Origin of the sequence: Salegentibacter sp. BLCTC (assembly GCF_015143665.1) — a bacterium.
In the GTDB taxonomy this organism is placed as follows: Bacteria; Bacteroidota; Bacteroidia; order Flavobacteriales; family Flavobacteriaceae; genus Salegentibacter; species Salegentibacter maritimus.
Genome location: NZ_WYEW01000006.1, coordinates 129,589 through 150,818, shown reverse-complemented (window position 1 = coordinate 150,818; position 21,230 = coordinate 129,589). Strand labels below are relative to the sequence as shown.

Below are 21,230 nucleotides of genomic sequence, written 5' to 3'. Positions count from 1 at the left end.
AGTAACTACAATTATGTTACTTCGCCAATATGTTCTTCTACCAGCTCTATATATTTTTCGCGGGCTTCCTGCTTGCTAATATTTTTTATCTGTAATAAAGCGTTTACTTTAAAAGCATTCCTAATATCGCCTTCGCTCATGGGCGGGGCGTAAAAACCATTTACCTGAGTGGCTTTTTTGTAATAAGCATAAAAATGCAACATAATATCTGGCGCAAATTTTTGAGTGGTTTTGCACGCCATTTCATATGCTTTTAAAAATTTTTCTTCTGTTGTATAAGACATAACGTTTTGCTTATTCTTCAATATTGGCTATCACGCTTAGGCCACCTTTTACTTTTTGATCTAATTCAACCAAAATAGGGGTGTTTAGCGGTAGGAAAACGTCTACCCGGGATCCAAATTTTATGAATCCACTATCGCTACCCTGAATAACTTTGTCGTTAACTTTAGCATAGTTTACAATTCTATTTGCTAATGCTCCGGCAATTTGCCTGTATAATACCTCACCGGCAACAGGGTTTTCCACAACAACCGTGGTTCTTTCGTTCTCTTCACTAGATTTAGGGTGCCAGGCTACTAAAAATTTACCCGGATGATATTTACTGTATTTCACTTTACCACCAATAGGGTGCCTTGTTACGTGTACATTAATTGGCGACATGAAAATAGATACCTGAATACGCTTATCTTTGAAGTACTCTTTTTCTTCAACCTCTTCAATGGCTACAACTTTACCATCTACGGGTGCAATTACATTGGTATCATTTAAAACAGTTTTTCTTTTAGGATTTCTAAAAAACTGAATGATTAGCAAAAATAGAACGATAGTAACCACCAGGATAGCAAATTTTATCCAATAGGTGTTTATAAACGAATATGATACTGCGTTTATAGCAATAAGCAGCACAGCTGCTATCGCCATAATTTTATAACCTTCTTTATGAAACATAATCTAGAATATAGAGATAAGCATATACAAACGGACTTGAAAAAATAATACTATCTAACCTGTCAAATAATCCGCCGTGGCCTGGCATTAGTTTTCCGCTGTCTTTTACACCGGCCTGACGTTTAAATTTTGATTGGATAAGATCTCCTAAAGTCCCAAAGACACTCAATATAATGGCTAAGCCAAGCCAAATGGGGAAAGTGAGAAATTGTGTGTAATAGAAAATAAAAAAACTTGCTATTCCACTAAAAACCACACCACCCAGGAAACCTTCTACTGTTTTGTTAGGCGAAATTCTTTCAAAAAGCTTCTTGCTGCCAAAATTCTTACCTACAATATAAGCAAATGTATCGTTAGTCCAAATAAGTATAAAGATGCCAACTACCAATTTAGGGATAAAGACACCTTCTATAGTTGGGATTAGTGTAAGGAAAATAACAGAAGAAATGAGATAAAAAATAATTATAATATATTTCTTCTTTTCAAAAACGGGTATTTTTCTTACCACCAACAAATCTTTAACCAAAAATAGATTTACAAAAATGGTTATAAAAAGTAAGAGTATGGTGGCGTCCTGATTAAACTTAAGATAGCTAAAGAGGTAGAAAAGCAAAGCCTGTACAGCATAAAGCGCATAGCTTTTGAGATGCAATAATTTTTGCATTTCTATGAGGCACACAAGTCCGAGTAAATAAAATAAACTAATAAAGATAAATTCGGAAGAAAGTATGGAAGCAACCAATATGGATACATACAATAATCCTGAAATAGTTCTAATAATGGCTTCCCTCATATTTATAAATCTTCCAGCAGGAGCAAATATAGGTTTTTTGTACTACTTCCATAGCTCATAAAGTCACCCTCTTTTTGAGTTTCAAAATTTTTAATGGTCGTGATGTTAGAAGGGATTCTTTGCTTGTTCCTAAATTTGATGCCACGTAAACCTTCGCCAATAGTATCAATTAACTGACTTGTAGAAGAAATAATAACAAAATTATCGGGTAAATCATTGAGTTTGCACTCTTTAATTTGATTTGAAGAGATGAGTATAGAACCATCATTGGCTACCAAATACTCGCAGGTAGATAGAAAAAAAGGGGCAGAACCAGATTTTGTGAAATCCAGGTTGAAACCTTTAAATTTATCTTGAAGATTTGGATCCAGACAAAAGCACTGTTTTTCGTACCAGTCGTTTTCCAGTAAAATATTGTCAAAAGCCTCAAGCATTTCATCATCGTTCTCACAATAAAGGAATTTACCTCCGTTGTTTTTGAAATTCAACATGAAACGTTCATCGGTAGGTAATTTTACCTCAGGCATGTATTTTCCCCGCTCAGCTTTTTCAGGAGATTCCTGCTTCTTGTCTGATTTAGATTTAGGGTTAAGAAATCTTCTAAATAGACTCATAGAATTTTGGGTGTGGTTCTCGACGTCATTTTAACCAAAGGTAAAAAATCTTAATTTAACACTATGGCAAATTAAGATTTTTTAAACCGTGGTTGTGAACTATTTATTAACCGAATTGTTTTCGGTTAATGTATCTTTATCTTCTGAGGTTCCGGGAGCTGGATGCTGCTCTTCGGTTTCCGAGGCTTTTTCTTCAACTTTAGGCGTTTCTTTTTTTTCTTGCACTTCGGTTTTTTCCTCCTCTTTGTCGTAAGGCCTTTTTCCGAAGATACGCTCTAAATCATCCTTAAAAATCACTTCCTTGTCCAGAAGGATATCTGCCAATTGCCCCAGTTTGTCTTTATGCTCGGTAAGCAAATCTATGGCACGTTGATATTGAGTTTCAATTAGGTTAGAAATCTCTTTATCAATAAGCTCAGATGTGCTTTCACTATAAGGCTTGGTAAAATTATATTCGCCCTGTCCTGAAGAATCATAATAGGTTAAATTTCCAATCTTATCATTTAGACCGTAAATGGTGACCATTGCTTTGGCCTGCTTGGTAACTTTTTCAAGATCGCTTAAAGCACCGGTTGAAATTTTATTAAAAACTACCTTCTCTGCAGCTCTTCCTCCAAGGGCAGCACACATTTCATCAAGCATCTGCTCTGGTCTAACAATTAGTCGCTCTTCAGGTAAATACCAGGCAGCTCCTAAAGATTGCCCGCGTGGCACAATTGTTACTTTAACAAGTGGGGCTGCGTGCTCTAACATCCAACTCACAGTCGCATGACCGGCTTCGTGATAGGCAATGGCCTTTTTTTCATCGGGCGTAATAATTTTATTCTTTTTCTCCAGGCCGCCAACAATTCGATCTACAGCATCAAGAAAATCTTGTTTACCAACAGCTTTGTTACCTTTACGAGCGGCAATTAAGGCAGCTTCGTTGCAAACATTGGCAATATCTGCACCAGAGAATCCCGGTGTTTGTTTTGCTAAGAATTCAGTATCCAGTTCATCGGCTACTTTTTTAAGCGGCTTTAAATGAACTTCAAAAATTTCCTTTCGCTCGTTTAGATCGGGTAGGTCTACATAAATTTGACGGTCAAATCTTCCGGCACGCATTAAGGCTTTATCTAAAACATCGGCACGGTTAGTGGCAGCTACTACAATTACGTTGGTGTTTGTTCCAAAACCATCCATTTCTGTTAGTAACTGGTTTAAGGTGTTTTCACGTTCATCGTTAGAACCTGAGAAATTGCTTTTTCCACGGGCACGTCCAATGGCATCTATTTCATCTATAAAAATAATAGATGGTGATTTTTCTTTCGCCTGTTTAAACAAGTCGCGTACCCTTGAGGCACCCACCCCTACAAACATCTCTACGAAGTCTGAACCGGAAAGTGAAAAGAAAGGCACTTTGGCTTCACCGGCAACGGCTTTTGCCAGTAAGGTTTTACCGGTTCCGGGAGGTCCTACCAAAAGTGCTCCTTTTGGAATTTTACCCCCTAGAGAGGTGTATTTGTCTGGTTGTTTTAAAAAATCTACAATTTCCTGAACTTCTTCTTTTGCACCTTCTAAGCCGGCTACATCTTTAAAAGATGTCTTTACATCGGTATTTTGGTCGAATAATTTAGCTTTTGATTTTCCGATATTAAAAATTTGGCCTCCTGCACCACCACCGGCACCGGAACTCATTTTGCGCATGATGAAAATCCAAACCCCAATTATTAAAATAAATGGCAACAATGCCCAGAATACTTCTCCCAAAACATTGCTTTGTGTATCGTAAACCACCGTCGTTTCAAGATTGTTCTCTGCTTTTATCTCTTTTATATCGTTTTCAAGATTTTGCAGATCTCCAAACTCAAAACTATAGGCAGGGGTTTCTCCGCCGGTATTGAATAATTCCGGATCGTTTGCATTTTTATGAATCTCTTTTTGGGAAGCTTCTTCAGTGAGATAGACTTTGGCTTGTTTACGGTTTACAATTTCTACCTTCTTTACGTCTCCTTCCCTTAAGAAATTAAGAAATTCTGCCGGGTTGGTTTTAGCAGGTTCACTAAAACCGCCTCCGCTAAAAAAGTTAAGTCCTAAAAAGAAGATTATTATAGCGGCATAGATCCAATAAGCACTAAATTTAGGCTTTTTGGGATCAATGTTTTTTTTGGGTTGCTGTTTCGCCATTCTCGGTAATTCTAAATTAGATAATTAATAATTTGTTTCTATGGAAGTGATTTTTGCATCCCCCCAAAGGCTTTCAATATCGTAAAACTCTCTGATATGTTTTTGGAAAACGTGTACAACTACGTTCACATAGTCTAAAAGTACCCATTCGGCATTTTCTCCACCTTCTATGTGCCAGGGTTTATCTTTAAGAGCTTTACTTACAGTTTTTTGAACGGAATTCACTATGGCGTTTACCTGTGTGTTGGAAGTACCATTACAAATTATAAAATAATCACAAACGGTGTTTTCAATTTGTCTAAGGTCCAGAATATCGATATCGTTACCTTTTACGTCTTCAATTCCTTTAATTATATGTGCAATAAGTTGATCGTTGTTCGGTGCTTTGTTTGCCATTAAAATTAATTATTTTCGCAAAGTTATTACTTTTTGGCTGTTAATGGGTGTTGTTTACATAACATTTAACGCCTGTTTTATTTCTATTTACTATTATGCGTATAATCAAAGTTAATGCCACCAATTCTACCAACGAATTTGCCCGGGAACTTTATCGCGGAAATACTTCATTTAAGCCGGTATGTGTAGTAGCTTACGAGCAAACTAGAGGCCGGGGGCAAAGGGGTGCCGGTTGGCATTCTAATGCAGGTGAAAACCTAACCTTTAGCGTACTATACCCAAAAATTAAGGTGCATGTAAACCATCAATTTTTGATGAGCGCTACGGTTTCTTTGGCCATTCTTAAAGTGCTTCAGGAATTTAATGTTCCCGCTTTAAAGGTGAAATGGCCTAACGACATATTGTCAGAACGCTATAAAATAAGCGGAATTCTTATCGAAAATATTCTAAAAAACAATGAAATTGCCGCTTCGGTAATTGGGGTAGGCCTTAATGTGAATCAAACAAATTTTCCCGGTTTGCCACAAGCTTCTTCCCTTAAACTTGTTACCGGAAGTCAATTTAACCTGGACGAATTGCTTAAAAAAATTACGGATGAATTTGAAAAAAAGATTACCGAAATTACTGCATTTGCCGAAACGTCTATTTTAGAAGAGTATACAGAGCATTTATTTAGAAGGGATAAGGTGTCTACTTTTCAGCTACCTGATGCTTCCTTTCTTACCGGTATTATTCGAGGGGTGACAAAGAGTGGAAGGCTAAATATCGAAGTTGAAGACGAAAAGTTTAAAACCTTCGATTTAAAAGAAATTAAACTGATGTACTAAAAAAGGCCTGGCTGAAAAGTTCTTAAAATTGTCTTCCTGAATTTATTTCAGAGCCTGCCCCGATTCTTTATCGGGGATCTAAAAAATTGATAATCAAAACACCTTAGAAGCTGAAACAAATTCAGCTTGACGAGAATAGACTTTTCAAACAGCTTTTTTAATTTAAAGTTTGCCAATATTTTCGGCTAGCGTGTTTATAAATTTGGTTAATGGCTTTTTAACCATCATTGCCATCATAGCATTAAATTCACCGCCGAATTCCATCTGTACTTCGCTCTGATTTTCGTTTAAAGCCGAAATATGCGCTTTTAATTTAAAATCAAATTTATCTGAAGTGGAGCCCAATACCACCAATTCTGGTTTCCGGGTTTCCTGGATTTCCAATTTTATAACAGGCATTCCTTTAAGTCCAAAAACAAAGGTTTTTTCATCTCTTACTTCAAAAACTTCTTTGTTTTCGGGCATTAACTGTTCGTAATTTTTAGGGTTTATCAAAAATTCGAACATTTCTTGCTCACTTTTATTAGCAGTTACTTTTGGGCTTTCTATATGCATTTTGTCTAAATATATCTTTAAAGAAACTTATTTTCAGATAGTACAGGTTGTATTCTATACTTTCTGTAACCAGACTATTTTTTCCAGTTAGCCGGATCCTGTCGCCACTCTCTTAAAAGATTGGCTTCAGCAGCATTTATATAATTGGTTCTCTGTGCAGTTTCAAGAAGAAAATCGTAGTCACTAAGTGTATGAAGCTCTATTCCTGCTTTTTCAAAATTCTCATCGGCAGTTTTAAAGCCATAAGTAAAGATGGCCAGCATTCCTTTTACGTTTGCATTGGCTTCTTTTAAAGCTTTCACCGCGTTAAGGCTACTGTTTCCTGTACTAATTAAATCTTCTATTACCACAACGCTCTGGCCTACGGATAGATTTCCTTCTATTTGATTTTTTCGTCCGTGGCTTTTGGCTTCCGGCCTAACATAAATAAACGGGAGACTTAAAATCTCGGCTACCAGCATACCAATTCCAATAGCACCGGTGGCAACCGCGGCTATTACATCGGGTTTTCCATATAGTTCTTCAATTTGTCTTGCAAATTGTTCCCTTATATGGTTTCTAATAGGTGGATAAGATAGTACTATTCGGTTATCGCAATAAATTGGCGATTTCCAACCACTGGCCCAGGTAAAAGGTTCTTGTGCATCTAATTTTATTGCTTTAATTTGCAATAGCAATTCAGCGGTTGTTCTGGCTGTTTCTTTATTTAAAATCATGCTGCAAATGTATAAAGTTTTTGTTAATGATATTCCCCTAATTTTATCTACAAAGAAAGATTTTGGAGAAAATTACGTGTCTTTACCTATTAAGAAGGTTAGAATCAAGCGAATAATAAAAAAAATTAATAAAGGAGAATTGCTCTATGTAAACCTTTACCACGAAAAGGAAGAAAAGCTTTTAAAGCATTTGTTTAAAAAATTACGCGTGGTCACTGCAGCAGGGGGAATGGTTTTTAATGATAAAGATGAAATTTTATTTATTTATCGCAAAAAGCGTTGGGATTTGCCAAAAGGTAAAACCGAAAAAAACGAAACTATTGAAGCCTCTGCCATAAGAGAGGTAGAGGAAGAAACAGGGGTTGAAGGTTTAAAAGTCACTAAGTTTTTGCAAAAAACCTATCACATTTTTAAACGAAAGGGGCGTTTTAGGCTAAAGGTTACTTATTGGTATGAGATGCGCACTTCTTATGAGGGGGAGTTACGCCCCGAAACTAAAGAGGGTATAGAAAAAGCCAAATGGAAAAACCTGAAGAAAAGCCAAAAGGCCCTTCAAAAATCCTATGCCAATATTAAACTTCTTTTTACCGATGAATATCTAACGAGGAACTCTAAAGATAGGGTAGCGTAAGTGCGCCTCTTCATAATGTTTAGATTGTTTGTGCAACCAATCTAATTGGTTGTACCAACTATTTGCAAATTCGGCCTCTTTATTTTTCTTTGCTTCGAAGGCGTCTTTTAATTCGGGATTATCTTCTAGCATTTTTTTAGCGATATCCTCAAAAACATAGGGAGAGAAGCCTTCCTTTTGCTGAAGAACGCTGTCAAAGAAATTCCAGTTAAAGAAAGAATCTGAAGCTTCAGGTTCTAAAGTTTCAATTAAATAGCGCACTCCATCCTGAAAAGTCTTAACCATAAAATCTCCTTTTCTAAATTTGATAGAATCCATTTTTTTGGAAACCCTGGTTTCGCTATGGGTATAATGGCCCTCGTAGGCATTATCCCTTGTTTTAAAATCTTCTATTCTATAAGTTTCAACATATAGCGTGGTGTCCCGGGCTAAGGATTCCAGTTTTATATTGTTTAGTTTTAGTAGCTCGGTAATTTGCCACCAACCCTGTGGAATAATATATGCCCTGGGAATTTCGATGGTATCTTGTGCAATAAAATTATTATAATAGTCTATTTCTTTGGTAAATGGCTTTTCTGTATCAAATTTTAAACGTTCATCACCGGTTATTTCACTCGCAATCATGTTGCCTTCATAACCTTTAAAATTTCTTTTGGTGGGATTTTCATAATCCGGTGTATAATTAATAGGATACCAGCGGTCTGTCAGGTATTTTCTCGATGCTCTTTTACGAATGTCTTTCATGCGTTCCCTATTGGCTTCTGCAATGCCTATCATACTGTGCATAAGCTCGTAGGTGCCCTTTACCCGTTTTGGATAGGGCTTGAGCATATGGGTTTCAATCATCATTCCAATGGTGTTCCAAAGGCTGGTATAGCCAGTAGAATACCTGGGAAGATCGTTAAATTGCGTAAAACCATCATCAGGCACTTTATTAAATACATTTACATAGGGCGTAATGTCCCAGTCTTTTTTCGCAAGTGAATCTTCCAACTGTGGTATAATTTGCTCATCTAAATAAGCGCCCAGTTCACCCCCTAGTTTATTGTGTTGGGTAAACAAGTGGGTTAATGTATACTGGTAATCGGCACCATTGCTAACGTGATTATCAATAAAGATATCGGGTTTCACGTGATGAAAAATCTTATAAAAACTCCGCGCATTACGCGTGTCGGCTTTTATAAAATCCCTGTTTAGATCATAATTTCTGGCATTTCCTCTAAAACCATATTCCGCAGGCCCATTTTGATTTGTACGGCTATGGGAGTTTCTATTTAAGGCACCTCCAACATTATATACAGGAATTGTGGCTAAAACTGTATTTTTCGGTGCTGTAATAGAATCTCCTGCCAAATCTCTAAAAAGCATCATAGTAGCATCAATACCGTCACTTTCGCCCGGGTGTATGCCGTTATTTATAAGAATAATGCTGTTTTTATCTCTTAGTTTTTCAAAATCAAAATCTTCCGAAGGGCTGTAAATTGCAAGATGAAGCGGTTTTCCGCTATCGGTTTCTCCAAATTCTTCCAGGCTCACTTTGCCGGAACTTTTTGCCAATTCGCTATAGAAATCTATAACTTCGGCATAAGTAGCGGTTTCTTTTCCATCACTTTTTTCAAAACGGGTTTCAAAATCATAATCGGTAACCAGTTGGTATTTCTCGAAGTCACAAGATGCAAGTGAAATCAGGCATAAAAGTAAAAGGAGATATTTTTTCATAGTATCCTAAGAAATTAGAGGGGTAAAATTAACTAAAACCCGTCTAGCCACCAAACAAGCTAAACTAATTAGTGCTTGTTAAAGTAAACCTAATCTGTTTTAAAAACTTTTTGCCTACTATTATTAAAAGTAATTTTATTTGCTAATTAATGATAAAGGCTGTTGTATAATTTTCAATTTTGTAAACTAAGACAGTCATGTTAACTTTCTCGCGGCAAGTAAACGGGGTATTAAACAGAAAATTTTTGGATTTCGAGGTGGTTATAAGGCCTTACATCTCAATTATTGCGTAAAAATTAAAATAGTGGATAAAAAATTACTGGCACTGCTGTGTTTTTTCTTTTTAAACAAGCTGTTCTCACAGGAAAATCAATTTAAAATATTAACACTAAATACTGAGCAGGTGGTTAGGGAAGCCCGTATTTTTAATGCTTCAGGGCTTGTGGCTGTCTCAGATGAATATGGGGTTTTTGAGCTGAACTCCAGGGAATTGCCGGGAAATTTTACTATATCGGCCATTGGGTATAAAAGTTCACAGTTCTTTTTGCAGGCTTCCAAAGAAATTCAGAAACTTTATTTAAATCCTGGGTCAGAAAGCCTTTCAGAAGTGGTGGTGCGAAGTACCAATATTCCTAAAAGTCTTAAAAACGTTCCGGCTTCGGTGAATCTCGTGACTCAAACAGATTTTAAACGAACCGATGCTACAAATGTGCTGGAAACATTTAACACTGTACCTGGACTATTTGTAAATCAGGGAGCTTTAAATACCAATAAAATAAATATCCGTGGAATTGGCGCTCGTTCGCAGTATAGCACGAATAGGATTCAGGCTTATTTTGAAGGAATTCCGCTTACCACGGCCGAGGGGGAGTTAACCTTAGACGACTTTGACCAGGAAAGCCTTGATAGAATTGAAGTTATTAAAGGGCCAACCTCCAGTATTTATGGAGCGGGTTTAGGGGGATCTATTAACTTGTATGCTAAACAATCTAAACAAGAGGAAGCCCAACTTACGGCCAAAACGCAATTTGGCAGTTTTAATACCAGAAAACAGGTTTACCAGGCCTCAAATACCACTAAAAACTCCTCATTATTTGCAACTTATACAAGTTTAACAAGCGATGCTTACCGGGAGAATGGCAATTATAAGAGGAAATCTGCTTTGGTGAATGGAAGTTTAAAAACTAGCGAAAATGGTAGTTTGACTTATTTAGCCAATTTCACCCGATTAAAAGCTTTTATTCCCAGTTCATTAAACGAAGAAGATCTAAGAAATGATCCTGAAAAAGCTGCATTTACCTGGGGGCAGGCCAGGGGGTACGAGTCTTACGATAAAGGTATGCTGGGTGGTTCTTATACACATGCCCTTTTCAATGATTTTAGCAATACCACCAACATATTTTTAAGTTTTAGAGATGCTTATGAACCGCGCCCTTTTAATATTTTAAAGGAAGAGCGTGTTTCGGCAGGGGTTAGAACAAAATTTAATTTAAATACCCGGGTTTTCGAATTGCCTTCTGAAATTAGTTTTGGAGCCGAATATTATAACGAATGGTACGAAACAGGTACTTTTCAGAATCTATATGAGGATTTTCCCGGGAATGGAAGTGTGTTAGGAGAGCGCTTAAGCAATAATGAGCAGGATAGAAATTATGCTAATTTTTTTGCTCAGCTTAATCTTGAGATTACTGAAAAATGGAACCTGGAAGCCGGGTTCAATATCAATAATACAACTTACAGTTTAACCGATCTTTTTGAGCAAGATGAGATAGATCAAACCGGCGAATATAGTTTTGATATAGTAGTTTCTCCAAGAATAGGTGCTACGTATAAAGTAGCCGAAGGTAAAAACATCTATGCCTCTGTAAGCCATGGGTTTTCAACCCCAACAGTTGCCGAGACTTTGACACCTTATGGACAGATAAACACTAATCTCAAGCCCGAAACCGGAATTAATTATGAAGCGGGTTTTAAAGGGAACTGGCTTAAAAATAAATTATACACCGAAATTTCGGTGTATTCTATTCAGATAGAGAATTTATTAGTTGCTCAGCGTGTTGCAGAAGATCAGTATGTGGGAATAAACGCCGGAAAAACCAATCATAATGGGATAGAATTCCTTACCAATTATCGCTTTTTAGTAGATTCTAAAATTTCAATTAGACCTTATGTAAACGGAGCTATAAACTTTTTTGAATTTGATGAGTTTGTGAATAATGATGAAGATTTCTCCGGAAATAAGCTCCCAGGGGTTCCTAAATATACGCTAAACCTGGGAGTGGATGTCCAAAGTGATTCAGGTTTTGAATTTTTCGGAAACTATAGAAATGTTGGGGAAATTCCTCTAGATGATGCAAATTCGGGTTACACCGATCAATACAGCCTGTTGAATTTTAAAGCGGGATATACTTTTAAATTGTTTCAGGCATTAAACCTGAACTTCTACGGAGGTGTGAACAATGCTTTAGATAAAAATTATGCAGCGAGTATTGTAACCAATGCTGTTGGATTTGGAGGCGCTTCACCACGTTATTTTTACCCCGGAAATCCCAGAAATTATTACGGCGGACTTCAACTGAATTATATTTTTTAAGATTTCGGGTGTATTTTGCCACGAATGAACCAATAATTTTTTCAGAGCTATGAAATCCTCCTTTGGAGCTTGTCCTGAATTCACTTCTGGAGGCTAGGTTGCTACCCTCACCACATCAGGAACCATAAACTCATAATTTCCTTTATTACGAATTACATCCCGAACTACGGTAGAAGAAATATGGCTTTTCCCGGAAGAGGTTATAAAAAAGAGAGTGTCTATTCCGCTCATTTTATAATTGGTTTGGCCAATGGCTTTTTCAAACTCCAAGTCTTGCGCATTTCGCAAGCCTCGTAGTAGAAATTCGGCATTTTGTTCTTTGCAAAAATCTACCGTAAGTCCTTTATAGGTGGTCACTTTTATTTTAGGTTCGTCTTTAAAGGTTTCCTTTAAAAAAATGCAGCCGCTCTTCCAGGGAAAACATATAATTTTTGTTGGAATTTGTGCCAATGGCCAGGATAATTTCATCAAAAAGAGGCAATGCCCTTTCAATAATTTTGGTTACTGGTTAATTTTATGAGGAATCTATCTCTGGTATTTTTAGCTTATTTATCTTAAAAAGAATAGAGGTAAACTTATTTAGTAGCAATACGTATAATTGAAAGATCCATTTTTTGTACATATATTTGTACTTAAATAAATACGTTATTATGCAAATCACAACTGTTTCTGACTTTAGAAAAAATATTAAAGTATACCTGGACAGGGTAATCCAAAACTTTGAAACCTTAATTATTAATCGTGGAAAAGATTCTGGAATTGTTGTGATGTCCCTTGAAGAATACAATTCTCTAATGGCCACCAATCACGAATTATCTTCCCGAAAAAATGAATTACGTTTAGATTCTGCCATTGAAAAATTAAAAAACGGAAAATCATTTTCAAGGGGCTTAATCGAAGACTAATATGAAATATATATTTGTTGACGAATCCTGGGAAGACTATTTATATTGGCAGAAAACCGATAAGAAAAAACTTAAAAAAATAAACGAACTTTTAAAGGATATTTCGAGAAATCCGTTTGATAGAATCGGGAAACCAGAACCTTTAAAGCATAAATACGCCGGATTTTGGTCAAGAAGAATTGATAGTGAGCATAGGCTTATTTACCAATATAGGGAAGGAGAGATATTGATTGCAAAATGTAGATTTCACTACGACTAAAAAAAAAGAAAGCCGCAACAAAAACTAAAAATAATTACCTAGTCTTTTTTGAAAAAATAATTTTAAGATTTCGGGAGTATTTTTGCCACAAATGCACCAATAATTTTTTCAGAGCTATGAAATCTTCCTTTGGAGCTTGTCCTGAATTCACTTCGGGAGGTTAGGGTGCTACCCTCACCACATCGGGCACCATAAACTCATAATTTCCTTTATTACGAATTACATCCCGAACTACTGTAGAAGAAATATGGCTTTTACCGGAAGAGGTTATAAAAAAGAGCGTGTCTATTTCGCTCATTTTATAATTGGTTTGGCCAATGGCTTTTTCAAACTCCAAATCTTGCGCATTTCGTAAGCCTCGTAGTAGAAATTCGGCATTTTGTTCTTTGCAAAAATCTACCGTAAGTCCTTTATAGGTGGTCACTTTTATTTTAGGTTCATCTTTAAAAGTTTCCTTTAAAAAATGCAGCCGCTCTTCCAGGGAAAACATATACTTTTTGTTGGAATTTGTGCCAATGGCCAGGATAATTTCATCAAAAAGTGGCAAAGCCCTTTCAATAATATCGGTATGGCCTAAAGTAATAGGGTCAAAAGATCCCGGAAAAACTGCTTTTTTCATAAAAAATGATTTTGTCTTTTCCGTGAAGACGGAATACCAATTAGTCATTTGCGCATAAGCGGAAATTCAAATTTAATCATTTCAGGTAAAAGGAAAAAGAAACCCCTCCGCCTATCGGCACCTCCCCTTAAAAAAAGGGAGGAACTTTTAAGAGTATTAAAAAATTATAAAAGAATCACGTCCATTTCTATTTTTAATGGAAACTTTCTGAATTTACTTCGAGATGCTACCGTAATTTTAAAGCCGTCTCGATTGCGCTGCCAAAAAGTTCGCTTAAACTTATTTCTGCAGCTGCGGCCTGTTTGGGTAAAATACTGGCTGCACTTAATCCCGGGGTGGTATTCATTTCAATAAAATGAGGTTCCCCGTTATGGAAAATAAATTCCGACCTTGTAAATCCGCGCATTTTTAGCTTTTTGTAAATCAGTTTAGCGATTTCCTGCACTTTTTTGGTTTGCTCTTCCGAAATATTGGCAGGTGTAATCTCCTGTGATTTTCCTAAATATTTAGCTTCATAATCAAAGAATTCGTTTTCAGAAATAATTTCGGTAACAGGCAGGGCTTTTACTTTTCCTTTGTAGGTAATTACGCCAACAGAAACCTCGGTGCCATCCAGAAAAGATTCAATAATCACTTCGTCATCTTCTTTAAACGCATTTTTAGTGGCAGGAACCAATTCTTCTTCAGTTTTCACCTTGGTGATTCCAAAACTACTGCCGGCCCGATTGGCTTTTACAAAACAGGGTAAACCAACTCTGGCTATAATTTCTTCGGTATTTACTTTATCTTCCTTATTCAGAAAATAATTTACTGCCGACTTTATTCCGTAAGGTTTTAAAACGCTTATTAGATCACGCTTGTTAAAAGTTAAAGCAGCCTGGTAATAGCCACAGGTAGTTTGCGGAATTCCGATTAATTCCAGGTAAGCCTGGAGCAATCCGTTTTCGCCGGGTGTACCGTGAATAGTATTAAAAACACAATCGAAAGAAATGGTTTTTCCGGCTATTTTTACGGTAAAATCGTTTTTATTAATCGGGTAGGGGGTATCATCATCGGCCACTACAAACCATTCTTTTTGTAAAATATGTACCCGGTAAGGTTCGTATATTTCGCGATTAAGATGTTTGTAGACCATATTTCCACTGTTGATAGAAATTCTATACTCACTGGAATATCCGCCCATAGCGATGGCAATTTTTTTCTTCATCTCGGGAGTTTGGCGTTTTTAGTTTATTGTTTCAATAATATCGACTTAATTATAAAGCTTATTGTTTAATAAAAATATTTTAACCGAAACAGGCGTTAAAACCTATATGCTAAATTATCCTGGGATAAATAAGCATTCAATGAAAAAATCAAGATTTACGGGTTTGAAATGAGTTTTTTATTATCTCCGGATAACGCGTAAACAATAGACTTTAAACAATAAACAATAAACCGGCAAAGCCGACACAACAAATCTACAAACAATCTGCCACCAAAAGCAGGGGTTTTATATCTTTGCTGCTTAGAAACAAATGTATGGGATTCTTTAAATTTATTTTTAGTAAAACATTTTTAATTCAGTTAATCATGGCCGCTATTTTGGTAATAGCTATTGCTTTTTTAGCTCTAAGATGGCTTGATTATTCTACCAACCAGGATCAGCGTATCGCTGTGCCAGATCTGGCAAAGCAGTCTTTAGATGAAGTAGAAGATAAACTGGCAGCCCAAAATTTAAGATTTGAGATTATGGATTCTGCGAATTTTAATCCCGATTTTCCGCGTTATTCGGTGATAGAACAAGTGCCGGAAGCAGGGCAATTTGTAAAAGAAAATAGAAAAATATACCTTACTTTAAATCCCTCAGGTTATAGAAAAGTAATGATCCCCGATTTGATAAGAAAAACGCGAAGACAGGCCGAACCTACTTTAAGGTCTTTGGGCTTTGAGATTGGCGACGTTAGTTATAAACCCGATATTGCCGAAGATGCTGTATTAGAACTAAGGCATAAAGGTAAAAAACTGGAACCTGGAGATGAACTTATGAAAACTTCTACTATAGATTTGGTATTGGGAGATGGTTCCGGAAGGTACCGAATAGGCGAAGATAGGCAGGATAGCACAACTACCGCAGAGGAAGAAATTGAATTTTAATGAAAGAAGAAGATCAAAACGAAATAGACCAACAGGACGAGACTTTATACGAACATCATAAATTTGAAGCCGGTCCCGGTCAAAAACCTTTGCGAGTAGATAAATTCTTAATGAATTTTATTGAAAACGCCACCCGAAATAAAATTCAAAAAGCTGCTAAAACCGGTAATATCTACGTTAACGAAGAACAGGTAAAACAAAATTATAAAGTTAAAGCCGGCGATGTAGTGCAGGTTATGTTCGAGCATCCGCCGTATGAGTTTCTACTAACACCGGAAGATATTCCCTTAGATATTGTTTACGAAGACGATACCTTGTTGGTGGTAAATAAACCTGCGGGTATGGTAGTTCATCCCGGCCACGGTAATTATAGCGGAACCCTAATAAATGCCCTGGTATATCATTTTGAAAACCTTCCCAATAACTCCAGCGACCGCCCGGGACTTGTTCATAGAATAGACAAAGACACCAGCGGACTCCTGGTAATTGCAAAAACAGAGGAAGCTATGGCACACCTCTCTAAACAGTTTTTTGACAAAACCAGCGAACGCGAATATGTGGCCCTGGTTTGGGGAAATATAGAAGAAGATGAGGGTAGGGTAGAAGGAAATATTGGAAGGCATCCTAAAAACAGGTTACAAAATACCGTTTATGAAGGGGAGGAAGCCGAAAAAGGAAAACCTGCCGTCACCCATTATAAAGTCCTGGAACGTTTTGGTTATGTAACCCTGGTTTCCTGTAAGTTAGAAACCGGGAGAACCCACCAAATTAGGGTGCATATGAAGCATATTGGGCATACCCTGTTTAACGACGAACGTTATGGTGGCGATAAGATTTTAAAAGGAACTACGTTCAGCAAATACAAGCAATTTGTAGATAATTGCTTTAAAATATTGCCACGCCAGGCCCTACACGCAAAAACCCTTGGTTTTATTCATCCAAAAACCGGCGAAGCCATGAGCTTTAATACCCAGATTCCAGAAGATATCCAGGCCTGTGTTGAGAAATGGCGCAACTATGCCAAAAACCAGAAGGAGGTGTTGTAAACCATCTCATTTACTTTTTTAACGTCACCCCGAATTCATTTCGGGGGTCTCAATTGTTTTGAAATCGAGAGAATAGGTTGGTAAGAATTTAAATCGTGTTAGATGCTGAAATCAGCATGACGTCTCTACCGTCACCCCGAATTCATTTCGGGGTCTAATTTGTTTTGAAATCGAGAGAATAGGTTGGTAAGAATTTATGTCGTGTTAGATCCTTGATAAAGAATCATGTTAGATGCTGAAAACAAGTCAGCATGACGTGGGTTCGACTCATGTAGTTTTCGTCACCCTGAACTTGTTTCAGGGTCTAAGTTGTTGTGATGTCTATGTGTGTATGGAAGACAGCCCCGATTTTCGGGGTATAACATGAATTAAACTTTCTGTATATTTATAAATGCAGAAGAGCTACATCTACATACTTTCAAATTCTACCAGATCTATGACTTATATAGGTGTGACCTCAGATTTAAAAAAACGAATCACAGCGCATAAAACTGAAACAGGCTCTTTATTTACCAGAAAATATCACCTTAAATTTTTAATTTATTTCGAAGAGTTTACAGAAATTCATCAAGCCATAGCCAGGGAAAAACAATTAAAAAATTGGCATAAGGAATGGAAATGGGATCTGGTAAAATCCATGAATCCAGACTTAAAGGATCTTTACTACGACTTGTAGTATTAAATAGTGGCAAACATTTTGACGTCACCCTGAACTGGTTTCAGAGTATAACATGTTATAAAGTTCCATAATCAAATGTATTTACGCTCATCCTAGATCCTGAAATAAATTCAGGATGACGTAGCTTACATAATCCTAAATTCATTTCAGGGGTCTAAGTTGTTTTGAAATCGAGAGAATAGGTTGGTAAGAATTTAGATCGTGTTAGATGCTGAAACAAGTTCAGCATGACGTGGGTTCGACTCATGTAGTTTTCGTCACCCTTAACTTGTTTCAGGGTCTAAGCTGTTAAGAATTTAAATTAAGCTACGATATATAGAAAACACTTCAATTCAACGAACAATCTACCCGGGTCATCATCTTCCAGGAACATTTAAATGCCGGCGATTTTTTAGTGGAAGAAAGCTTTCGTTTAAACCTGATTTTAATGAATTTCCCACCCGAAATATTAAACTGGTAAGAAGCCGAATTAAGTAGCTGCCCGTTAAAATCTATAATAATTGCACCGGAATTTCTCCATAAAAAGCGACCTGTACAGGTTTTTATCGGGTTTGGATATTTAGAAGATCCTTCCATAAAATCAATTTTTGAAAACAATAAGTTACGCAAAAAGATGCTTTTTTAAGAAAAACCTGTAAAATTTAACGCAGCTTCAATATTTTTTCTTCGCAATTCTATTCCCGGTAATTTGGCGTTGCGCATTAGATTTAAAGCGTGAGACCTCGTTATCCCGTAGTTTAGCGTGCTTGGTTTTTCTACCTTGAACCCTGGCGCGCCATTTTCTCCAATTACGCGGGTGCATTTCCTCCTGCATAAATTTTATCACATCCTTTTCGGCCAGGCCAAACTGGTACTCAATCGCTTCAAAAGGCGTGCGGTCTTCCCAGGCCATAGCAATTACGCGATCCCGCTGCCGCTCGTCTAAGTCAAACTTTTTAGCAATACTCATTTTTTAGCCGAAATTTATGAAAATAGGAGCTTTTGTTGGGTTGAACATTGGTGAAGGTTTTTATAAATTAGAAAGTTAATTTGGGCGTTTCCCTGACGGGTCGGGCTTTACGTTGCAATCTTTTTGCTCGATAATCGAGATTTAATATTTCAGAACTTGTCTTAAAATTCGAAGTTTTTATATAAATGTTTTGTGGTTTTTATCCTGGAAAGTTTGTTGTGCCTCGCAAAAAGGATTTCCACTGCAATCCCTAACGCAGGGGTTTTTATAGTAATTTTAATAATAAGATTATTAAAATTACTCAATAACTATAAGGTCTTTGAAATATCCAAACTCCTCATCAACTAAAACTCTTCTATCTAAGCCCAAATTCATTTCTTCACAAGCTGTCTCGGCAACTAAAGAGCAAGAAAAACAAGCAGATAAATTCAAATCATATATTCCTTGTCCTCCAGATTCCCAGCAGAGTGGGTCGGAAGAACAATCTATTGACCTTTCTAAACCTTTTTTTATTATTTCGAGCATTTTTTCTGGTTCTCCTTGTGAAACTAACCCTCCCATACTGCCTTCTGAACCTTCTGCAGTATAGATAAGTATTCCTGACATTAGCTTTTCAGGGTTAGATGTAATGTAAAGTCTTTCTTTTAAACTAGCTGTTGGATATCCACATGAAAATTCCAATTCTCTCATCATCATATGCGAGAAAGAGTGTATTAAAAAATGTTTTATTCCATTATTTTTAACTTTCTGCATAAAACTTGCTCCCTGTTGTTTTGGGTTGATTTCTCTATCTATGTAATGACTAAAACGAGTATAAAGTGTTGAATTATTCTTTAACCAATTCTCTATTTTTTGATCATCAAATTGAAAAAACAAACCTTCACCTAGCGTTTCATTAGCCGGTATTACATGAAGCTCTTCTTCACTGTTACTTATGGAAAAAGTATTCTGACCGGTTGATGACTCTTGAACAATTCTATCTCCGTTTTCGTCAATTTTTACAATTCTTTCTTTAGGACTTACCCTTGTAAAGTCAAATTGAACATTAGTAACTTTTAATTCATCTACTTGTTGAATTTTAACGAAATATTCTGATAGACTTTCATTTAAATCTATGTCTTTAAAACTTAAGCCTTTATTCTCCTTTTTTCCTTCAAAAGATGAATTCTGAGAAAAGCATTTATATTCTTGAAATCTATAATTTTCGTGAAAGTCACCATTGTTTTCATCCTTTTTCTCATTCAAAAATTCATCTTTAAGAATCTCTACAAAAGTTTTATAGTTTTGAGGTTGCAACCCTTCATCATCATAAATAAATCCTTCGATGTCAAAGCTCTCCCAGTATTCATCTTTAGTTCTTAGTACTCTGTTTTGTTTTTCTCTTCGTTCAGATTCTGATAAGTATTTTTTATTTAAGCGTTCTAAAGCGCCATAAAGTTCTTCAGTTTTTTCCTCTGCTAAATGCATTGGAATAAATAAACTAGAAAAACCGTTAGCATAATAAGTGTTATTTGCAGTAACTAATGCCACGCTCATTCCTTCTCTTTCACTATTTTCTTCATCCCCATTTTTATGACATTTTTCAAATGGTAAGTATTCAGGATTTCCTGGGTTAATTTCCCACGGTTTGTGTCCAGGACATTTTGGTTTTAAACTATTAATTCCTTCTAAAGTAATTTTTGGAAATGTTTTATAATCATTTTTTGGTTTACGATTTTCTCTACCACCATCACCTGTACCACATGATTCACAATGAATAAAAATACTTCCATAACCTTCTGATTTAGTAGGACTTTCAGACCACTTCAGATTTGTTTTACTACAACAAGGTTCTAAAGTGAATAAATTTTCTCCAGAATCTTCTTTTGGAAGTTCAAAGGTTTCTTTTTGTGTCTTCCAATTTAAATATTTTGACCATGGAATATCTGATAAATGTCCATTAGGACAAATTAATATTAAATTTGTTTGTGATAATTCCTTAAATAAAGGGATATTTCCTCTCTGCTCATTATTTCCATCTGTGTATGGTTTAGTTCTTATTTGATTACCATCAGCATCTTTAATAGGTACATTTGCATCACGAGGAGGAGAAAAGGTACTTTTGGTATTGCCTTTTTTAATCCATTCGGTCTTCCATTTGTCAATCTTTTTTAAATCTTGTTTTCCTTTTACTTTTTTTGCACCTAAAAACCATTTTGGAAAATGAGTGCCCTGAATTTGATAATCTTCAGCTTTTCCGGGATTGCCATTATTAACTTCATTTAAAGCAATAGCGATTGGATGAGCGGGCTCAGTTCTTCCGTGAACTTTTTTTGTCCAATTAACAGAATTGAACATTTCGTTTAAAGCCATTTGAGGGATAGCGACTAAACATTCTAGATTAGTGAGCCCTTTTTGATGTTGTATAAATTTTACAAAACGTTTATCATCAACAAGTGTTAGTCCTAAATTTTTTGCTTCTCTTTTAATTCCATCATAAACATCTTTGGGTGGACTCTGTAGAAGGTTTTTTATTCTATTATTGAAAATAGTAACAAACTGCCATTTATTTATGTCGGAAATTAAAACATAAGTACCAAATTTTGTGGTTATAATAGATCCTACACCGGCTGTTGATGATAGCAATTTATATTTTCCAATACCTTGATTATATTGATGTGCTTGAAGTATATTCAT

Annotated in this window: 22 protein-coding genes and 1 pseudogene; 8 read left to right on the top strand and 15 right to left on the bottom strand. The window is 36.2% G+C overall.

Annotated elements, in window-relative coordinates; all coding sequences use genetic code 11:
- Positions 1-11: 11 nt before the first annotated feature.
- The 6 genes from GUB10_RS08715 to rsfS form a co-directional block, all read right to left on the bottom strand.
- Positions 12-284 carry an acyl-CoA-binding protein gene (locus tag GUB10_RS08715; RefSeq protein WP_193711049.1) on the bottom strand — a complete coding sequence of 91 codons (273 nt, stop codon included), beginning with the start codon at positions 282-284 and terminating at the stop codon, positions 12-14.
- Positions 285-294: 10 nt separating this feature from the next.
- The gene (locus tag GUB10_RS08710) at positions 295-951 is read right to left on the bottom strand and encodes a phosphatidylserine decarboxylase family protein (RefSeq protein ID WP_193711048.1); all 657 of its coding nucleotides are present in this window, start codon (positions 949-951) and stop codon (positions 295-297) included.
- A complete protein-coding gene (locus tag GUB10_RS08705; RefSeq protein ID WP_193711047.1) occupies positions 941-1,744 on the bottom strand; it encodes a phosphatidate cytidylyltransferase in 804 nt (267 codons plus the stop codon). Before GUB10_RS08705 ends, GUB10_RS08710 begins: the two co-directional genes overlap by 11 nt.
- 2 nt (positions 1,745-1,746) lie before the next feature.
- On the bottom strand, positions 1,747-2,358 hold the full coding sequence (locus GUB10_RS08700; RefSeq protein WP_193711046.1) for an LUD domain-containing protein: 612 nt from the start codon (positions 2,356-2,358) through the stop codon (positions 1,747-1,749).
- Between the two features lie 99 nt (positions 2,359-2,457).
- Positions 2,458-4,524 (bottom strand): ATP-dependent zinc metalloprotease FtsH, encoded by a 2,067-nt coding sequence (gene ftsH / locus GUB10_RS08695; protein WP_193711045.1) that lies wholly within the window; start codon positions 4,522-4,524, stop codon positions 2,458-2,460.
- A 24-nt stretch (positions 4,525-4,548) separates the two neighbouring features.
- On the bottom strand, positions 4,549-4,920 hold the full coding sequence (rsfS, locus tag GUB10_RS08690; RefSeq protein ID WP_193711044.1) for a ribosome silencing factor: 372 nt from the start codon (positions 4,918-4,920) through the stop codon (positions 4,549-4,551).
- Between the two features lie 95 nt (positions 4,921-5,015).
- Between rsfS and GUB10_RS08685 the strand changes: the two genes are divergently transcribed.
- A complete protein-coding gene (locus tag GUB10_RS08685) occupies positions 5,016-5,747 on the top strand; it encodes a biotin--[acetyl-CoA-carboxylase] ligase (protein ID WP_193711043.1) in 732 nt (243 codons plus the stop codon).
- A 162-nt stretch (positions 5,748-5,909) separates the two neighbouring features.
- On the opposite strand, the gene GUB10_RS08680 is transcribed toward GUB10_RS08685, so the two are convergent.
- Positions 5,910-6,302 (bottom strand): SRPBCC family protein, encoded by a 393-nt coding sequence (locus GUB10_RS08680; RefSeq protein ID WP_193711042.1) that lies wholly within the window; start codon positions 6,300-6,302, stop codon positions 5,910-5,912.
- A 74-nt stretch (positions 6,303-6,376) separates the two neighbouring features.
- A complete protein-coding gene (pyrE, locus tag GUB10_RS08675) occupies positions 6,377-7,018 on the bottom strand; it encodes an orotate phosphoribosyltransferase (RefSeq protein ID WP_193711041.1) in 642 nt (213 codons plus the stop codon).
- A gap of 7 nt (positions 7,019-7,025) precedes the next feature.
- On the opposite strand from pyrE, the gene GUB10_RS08670 reads away from it, so the two are divergent.
- Complete coding sequence (locus GUB10_RS08670) at positions 7,026-7,649, top strand: NUDIX hydrolase (protein ID WP_193711040.1); 624 nt, start codon at positions 7,026-7,028, stop codon at positions 7,647-7,649.
- Here GUB10_RS08670 and GUB10_RS08665 read toward each other — a convergent pair.
- Positions 7,617-9,368: a M14 family metallopeptidase gene (locus tag GUB10_RS08665; protein ID WP_193711039.1), complete on the bottom strand. Its 1,752-nt coding sequence runs from the start codon at positions 9,366-9,368 to the stop codon at positions 7,617-7,619. The two genes, GUB10_RS08670 and GUB10_RS08665, sit on opposite strands and share 33 nt — an antisense overlap.
- A gap of 304 nt (positions 9,369-9,672) precedes the next feature.
- Between GUB10_RS08665 and GUB10_RS08660 the strand changes: the two genes are divergently transcribed.
- A complete protein-coding gene (locus tag GUB10_RS08660) occupies positions 9,673-11,961 on the top strand; it encodes a TonB-dependent receptor family protein (RefSeq protein WP_370591084.1) in 2,289 nt (762 codons plus the stop codon).
- Positions 11,962-12,054: 93 nt separating this feature from the next.
- Here GUB10_RS08660 and coaD (GUB10_RS08655) read toward each other — a convergent pair.
- A pseudogene (gene coaD, locus GUB10_RS08655) lies at positions 12,055-12,457 on the bottom strand (pantetheine-phosphate adenylyltransferase).
- A 154-nt stretch (positions 12,458-12,611) separates the two neighbouring features.
- On the opposite strand from coaD (GUB10_RS08655), the gene GUB10_RS08650 reads away from it, so the two are divergent.
- Entirely contained in the window at positions 12,612-12,866 is a 255-nt protein-coding gene (locus tag GUB10_RS08650; RefSeq protein WP_193711038.1) for a type II toxin-antitoxin system Phd/YefM family antitoxin, read from the top strand.
- A 1-nt stretch (position 12,867) separates the two neighbouring features.
- Positions 12,868-13,125, top strand: a complete 258-nt coding sequence (locus GUB10_RS08645) for a Txe/YoeB family addiction module toxin (RefSeq protein WP_193711037.1) — start codon at positions 12,868-12,870, stop codon at positions 13,123-13,125.
- 160 nt (positions 13,126-13,285) lie between these two features.
- Here GUB10_RS08645 and coaD (GUB10_RS08640) read toward each other — a convergent pair whose 3' ends face one another.
- Both coaD (GUB10_RS08640) and GUB10_RS08635 read right to left on the bottom strand, forming a co-directional pair.
- Positions 13,286-13,744: a pantetheine-phosphate adenylyltransferase gene (coaD, locus tag GUB10_RS08640; RefSeq protein ID WP_193711036.1), complete on the bottom strand. Its 459-nt coding sequence runs from the start codon at positions 13,742-13,744 to the stop codon at positions 13,286-13,288.
- A gap of 226 nt (positions 13,745-13,970) precedes the next feature.
- Entirely contained in the window at positions 13,971-14,951 is a 981-nt protein-coding gene (locus GUB10_RS08635; protein WP_193711035.1) for a D-alanine--D-alanine ligase, read from the bottom strand.
- Between the two features lie 314 nt (positions 14,952-15,265).
- Between GUB10_RS08635 and GUB10_RS08630 the strand changes: the two genes are divergently transcribed.
- The 3 genes from GUB10_RS08630 (at position 15,266) to GUB10_RS08620 (ending at position 17,602) form a co-directional block, all read left to right on the top strand.
- Positions 15,266-15,880, top strand: coding sequence for a PASTA domain-containing protein (locus GUB10_RS08630; protein WP_193711034.1), 615 nt, complete (start codon positions 15,266-15,268; stop codon positions 15,878-15,880).
- Positions 15,880-16,926, top strand: a complete 1,047-nt coding sequence (locus tag GUB10_RS08625) for an RluA family pseudouridine synthase (protein ID WP_193711033.1) — start codon at positions 15,880-15,882, stop codon at positions 16,924-16,926. Before GUB10_RS08630 ends, GUB10_RS08625 begins: the two co-directional genes overlap by 1 nt.
- A 391-nt stretch (positions 16,927-17,317) precedes the next feature.
- The gene (locus GUB10_RS08620; protein ID WP_193711032.1) at positions 17,318-17,602 is read left to right on the top strand and encodes a GIY-YIG nuclease family protein; all 285 of its coding nucleotides are present in this window, start codon (positions 17,318-17,320) and stop codon (positions 17,600-17,602) included.
- Between the two features lie 330 nt (positions 17,603-17,932).
- Here GUB10_RS08620 and GUB10_RS08615 read toward each other — a convergent pair whose 3' ends face one another.
- From GUB10_RS08615 to drmB, 3 genes are all read right to left on the bottom strand, one after another.
- A complete protein-coding gene (locus GUB10_RS08615; protein ID WP_193711031.1) occupies positions 17,933-18,181 on the bottom strand; it encodes a hypothetical protein in 249 nt (82 codons plus the stop codon).
- 76 nt (positions 18,182-18,257) lie between these two features.
- The gene (locus GUB10_RS08610) at positions 18,258-18,554 is read right to left on the bottom strand and encodes a TIGR03643 family protein (protein WP_193711030.1); all 297 of its coding nucleotides are present in this window, start codon (positions 18,552-18,554) and stop codon (positions 18,258-18,260) included.
- A 297-nt stretch (positions 18,555-18,851) separates the two neighbouring features.
- On the bottom strand, positions 18,852-21,230 hold the full coding sequence (gene drmB / locus GUB10_RS08605; RefSeq protein WP_193711029.1) for a DUF1998 domain-containing protein: 2,379 nt from the start codon (positions 21,228-21,230) through the stop codon (positions 18,852-18,854).

Excerpts from the sequence above, each read along its gene's own strand:
- GUB10_RS08680 (WP_193711042.1), bottom strand. The coding sequence starts at position 6,302 with ATGCATATAGAAAGCCCAAAAGTAACTGCTAATAAAAGTGAGCAAGAA.
- GUB10_RS08625 (WP_193711033.1), top strand. The coding sequence starts at position 15,880 with ATGAAAGAAGAAGATCAAAACGAAATAGACCAACAGGACGAGACTTTA.
- GUB10_RS08705 (WP_193711047.1), bottom strand. The coding sequence starts at position 1,744 with ATGAGGGAAGCCATTATTAGAACTATTTCAGGATTATTGTATGTATCC.
- coaD (WP_193711036.1), bottom strand. The coding sequence starts at position 13,744 with ATGAAAAAAGCAGTTTTTCCGGGATCTTTTGACCCTATTACTTTAGGC.
- GUB10_RS08665 (WP_193711039.1), bottom strand. The coding sequence starts at position 9,368 with ATGAAAAAATATCTCCTTTTACTTTTATGCCTGATTTCACTTGCATCT.
- rsfS (WP_193711044.1), bottom strand. The coding sequence starts at position 4,920 with ATGGCAAACAAAGCACCGAACAACGATCAACTTATTGCACATATAATT.
- GUB10_RS08650 (WP_193711038.1), top strand. The coding sequence starts at position 12,612 with ATGCAAATCACAACTGTTTCTGACTTTAGAAAAAATATTAAAGTATAC.
- GUB10_RS08615 (WP_193711031.1), bottom strand. The coding sequence starts at position 18,181 with ATGGAAGGATCTTCTAAATATCCAAACCCGATAAAAACCTGTACAGGT.
- GUB10_RS08645 (WP_193711037.1), top strand. The coding sequence starts at position 12,868 with ATGAAATATATATTTGTTGACGAATCCTGGGAAGACTATTTATATTGG.
- GUB10_RS08635 (WP_193711035.1), bottom strand. The coding sequence starts at position 14,951 with ATGAAGAAAAAAATTGCCATCGCTATGGGCGGATATTCCAGTGAGTAT.
- GUB10_RS08715 (WP_193711049.1), bottom strand. The coding sequence starts at position 284 with ATGTCTTATACAACAGAAGAAAAATTTTTAAAAGCATATGAAATGGCG.
- GUB10_RS08620 (WP_193711032.1), top strand. The coding sequence starts at position 17,318 with ATGCAGAAGAGCTACATCTACATACTTTCAAATTCTACCAGATCTATG.
- pyrE (WP_193711041.1), bottom strand. The coding sequence starts at position 7,018 with ATGATTTTAAATAAAGAAACAGCCAGAACAACCGCTGAATTGCTATTG.
- GUB10_RS08710 (WP_193711048.1), bottom strand. The coding sequence starts at position 951 with ATGTTTCATAAAGAAGGTTATAAAATTATGGCGATAGCAGCTGTGCTG.
- GUB10_RS08685 (WP_193711043.1), top strand. The coding sequence starts at position 5,016 with ATGCGTATAATCAAAGTTAATGCCACCAATTCTACCAACGAATTTGCC.
- ftsH (WP_193711045.1), bottom strand. The coding sequence starts at position 4,524 with ATGGCGAAACAGCAACCCAAAAAAAACATTGATCCCAAAAAGCCTAAA.
- GUB10_RS08610 (WP_193711030.1), bottom strand. The coding sequence starts at position 18,554 with ATGAGTATTGCTAAAAAGTTTGACTTAGACGAGCGGCAGCGGGATCGC.
- drmB (WP_193711029.1), bottom strand. The coding sequence starts at position 21,230 with ATGAATATACTTCAAGCACATCAATATAATCAAGGTATTGGAAAATAT.
- GUB10_RS08670 (WP_193711040.1), top strand. The coding sequence starts at position 7,026 with ATGTATAAAGTTTTTGTTAATGATATTCCCCTAATTTTATCTACAAAG.
- GUB10_RS08630 (WP_193711034.1), top strand. The coding sequence starts at position 15,266 with ATGGGATTCTTTAAATTTATTTTTAGTAAAACATTTTTAATTCAGTTA.
- GUB10_RS08700 (WP_193711046.1), bottom strand. The coding sequence starts at position 2,358 with ATGAGTCTATTTAGAAGATTTCTTAACCCTAAATCTAAATCAGACAAG.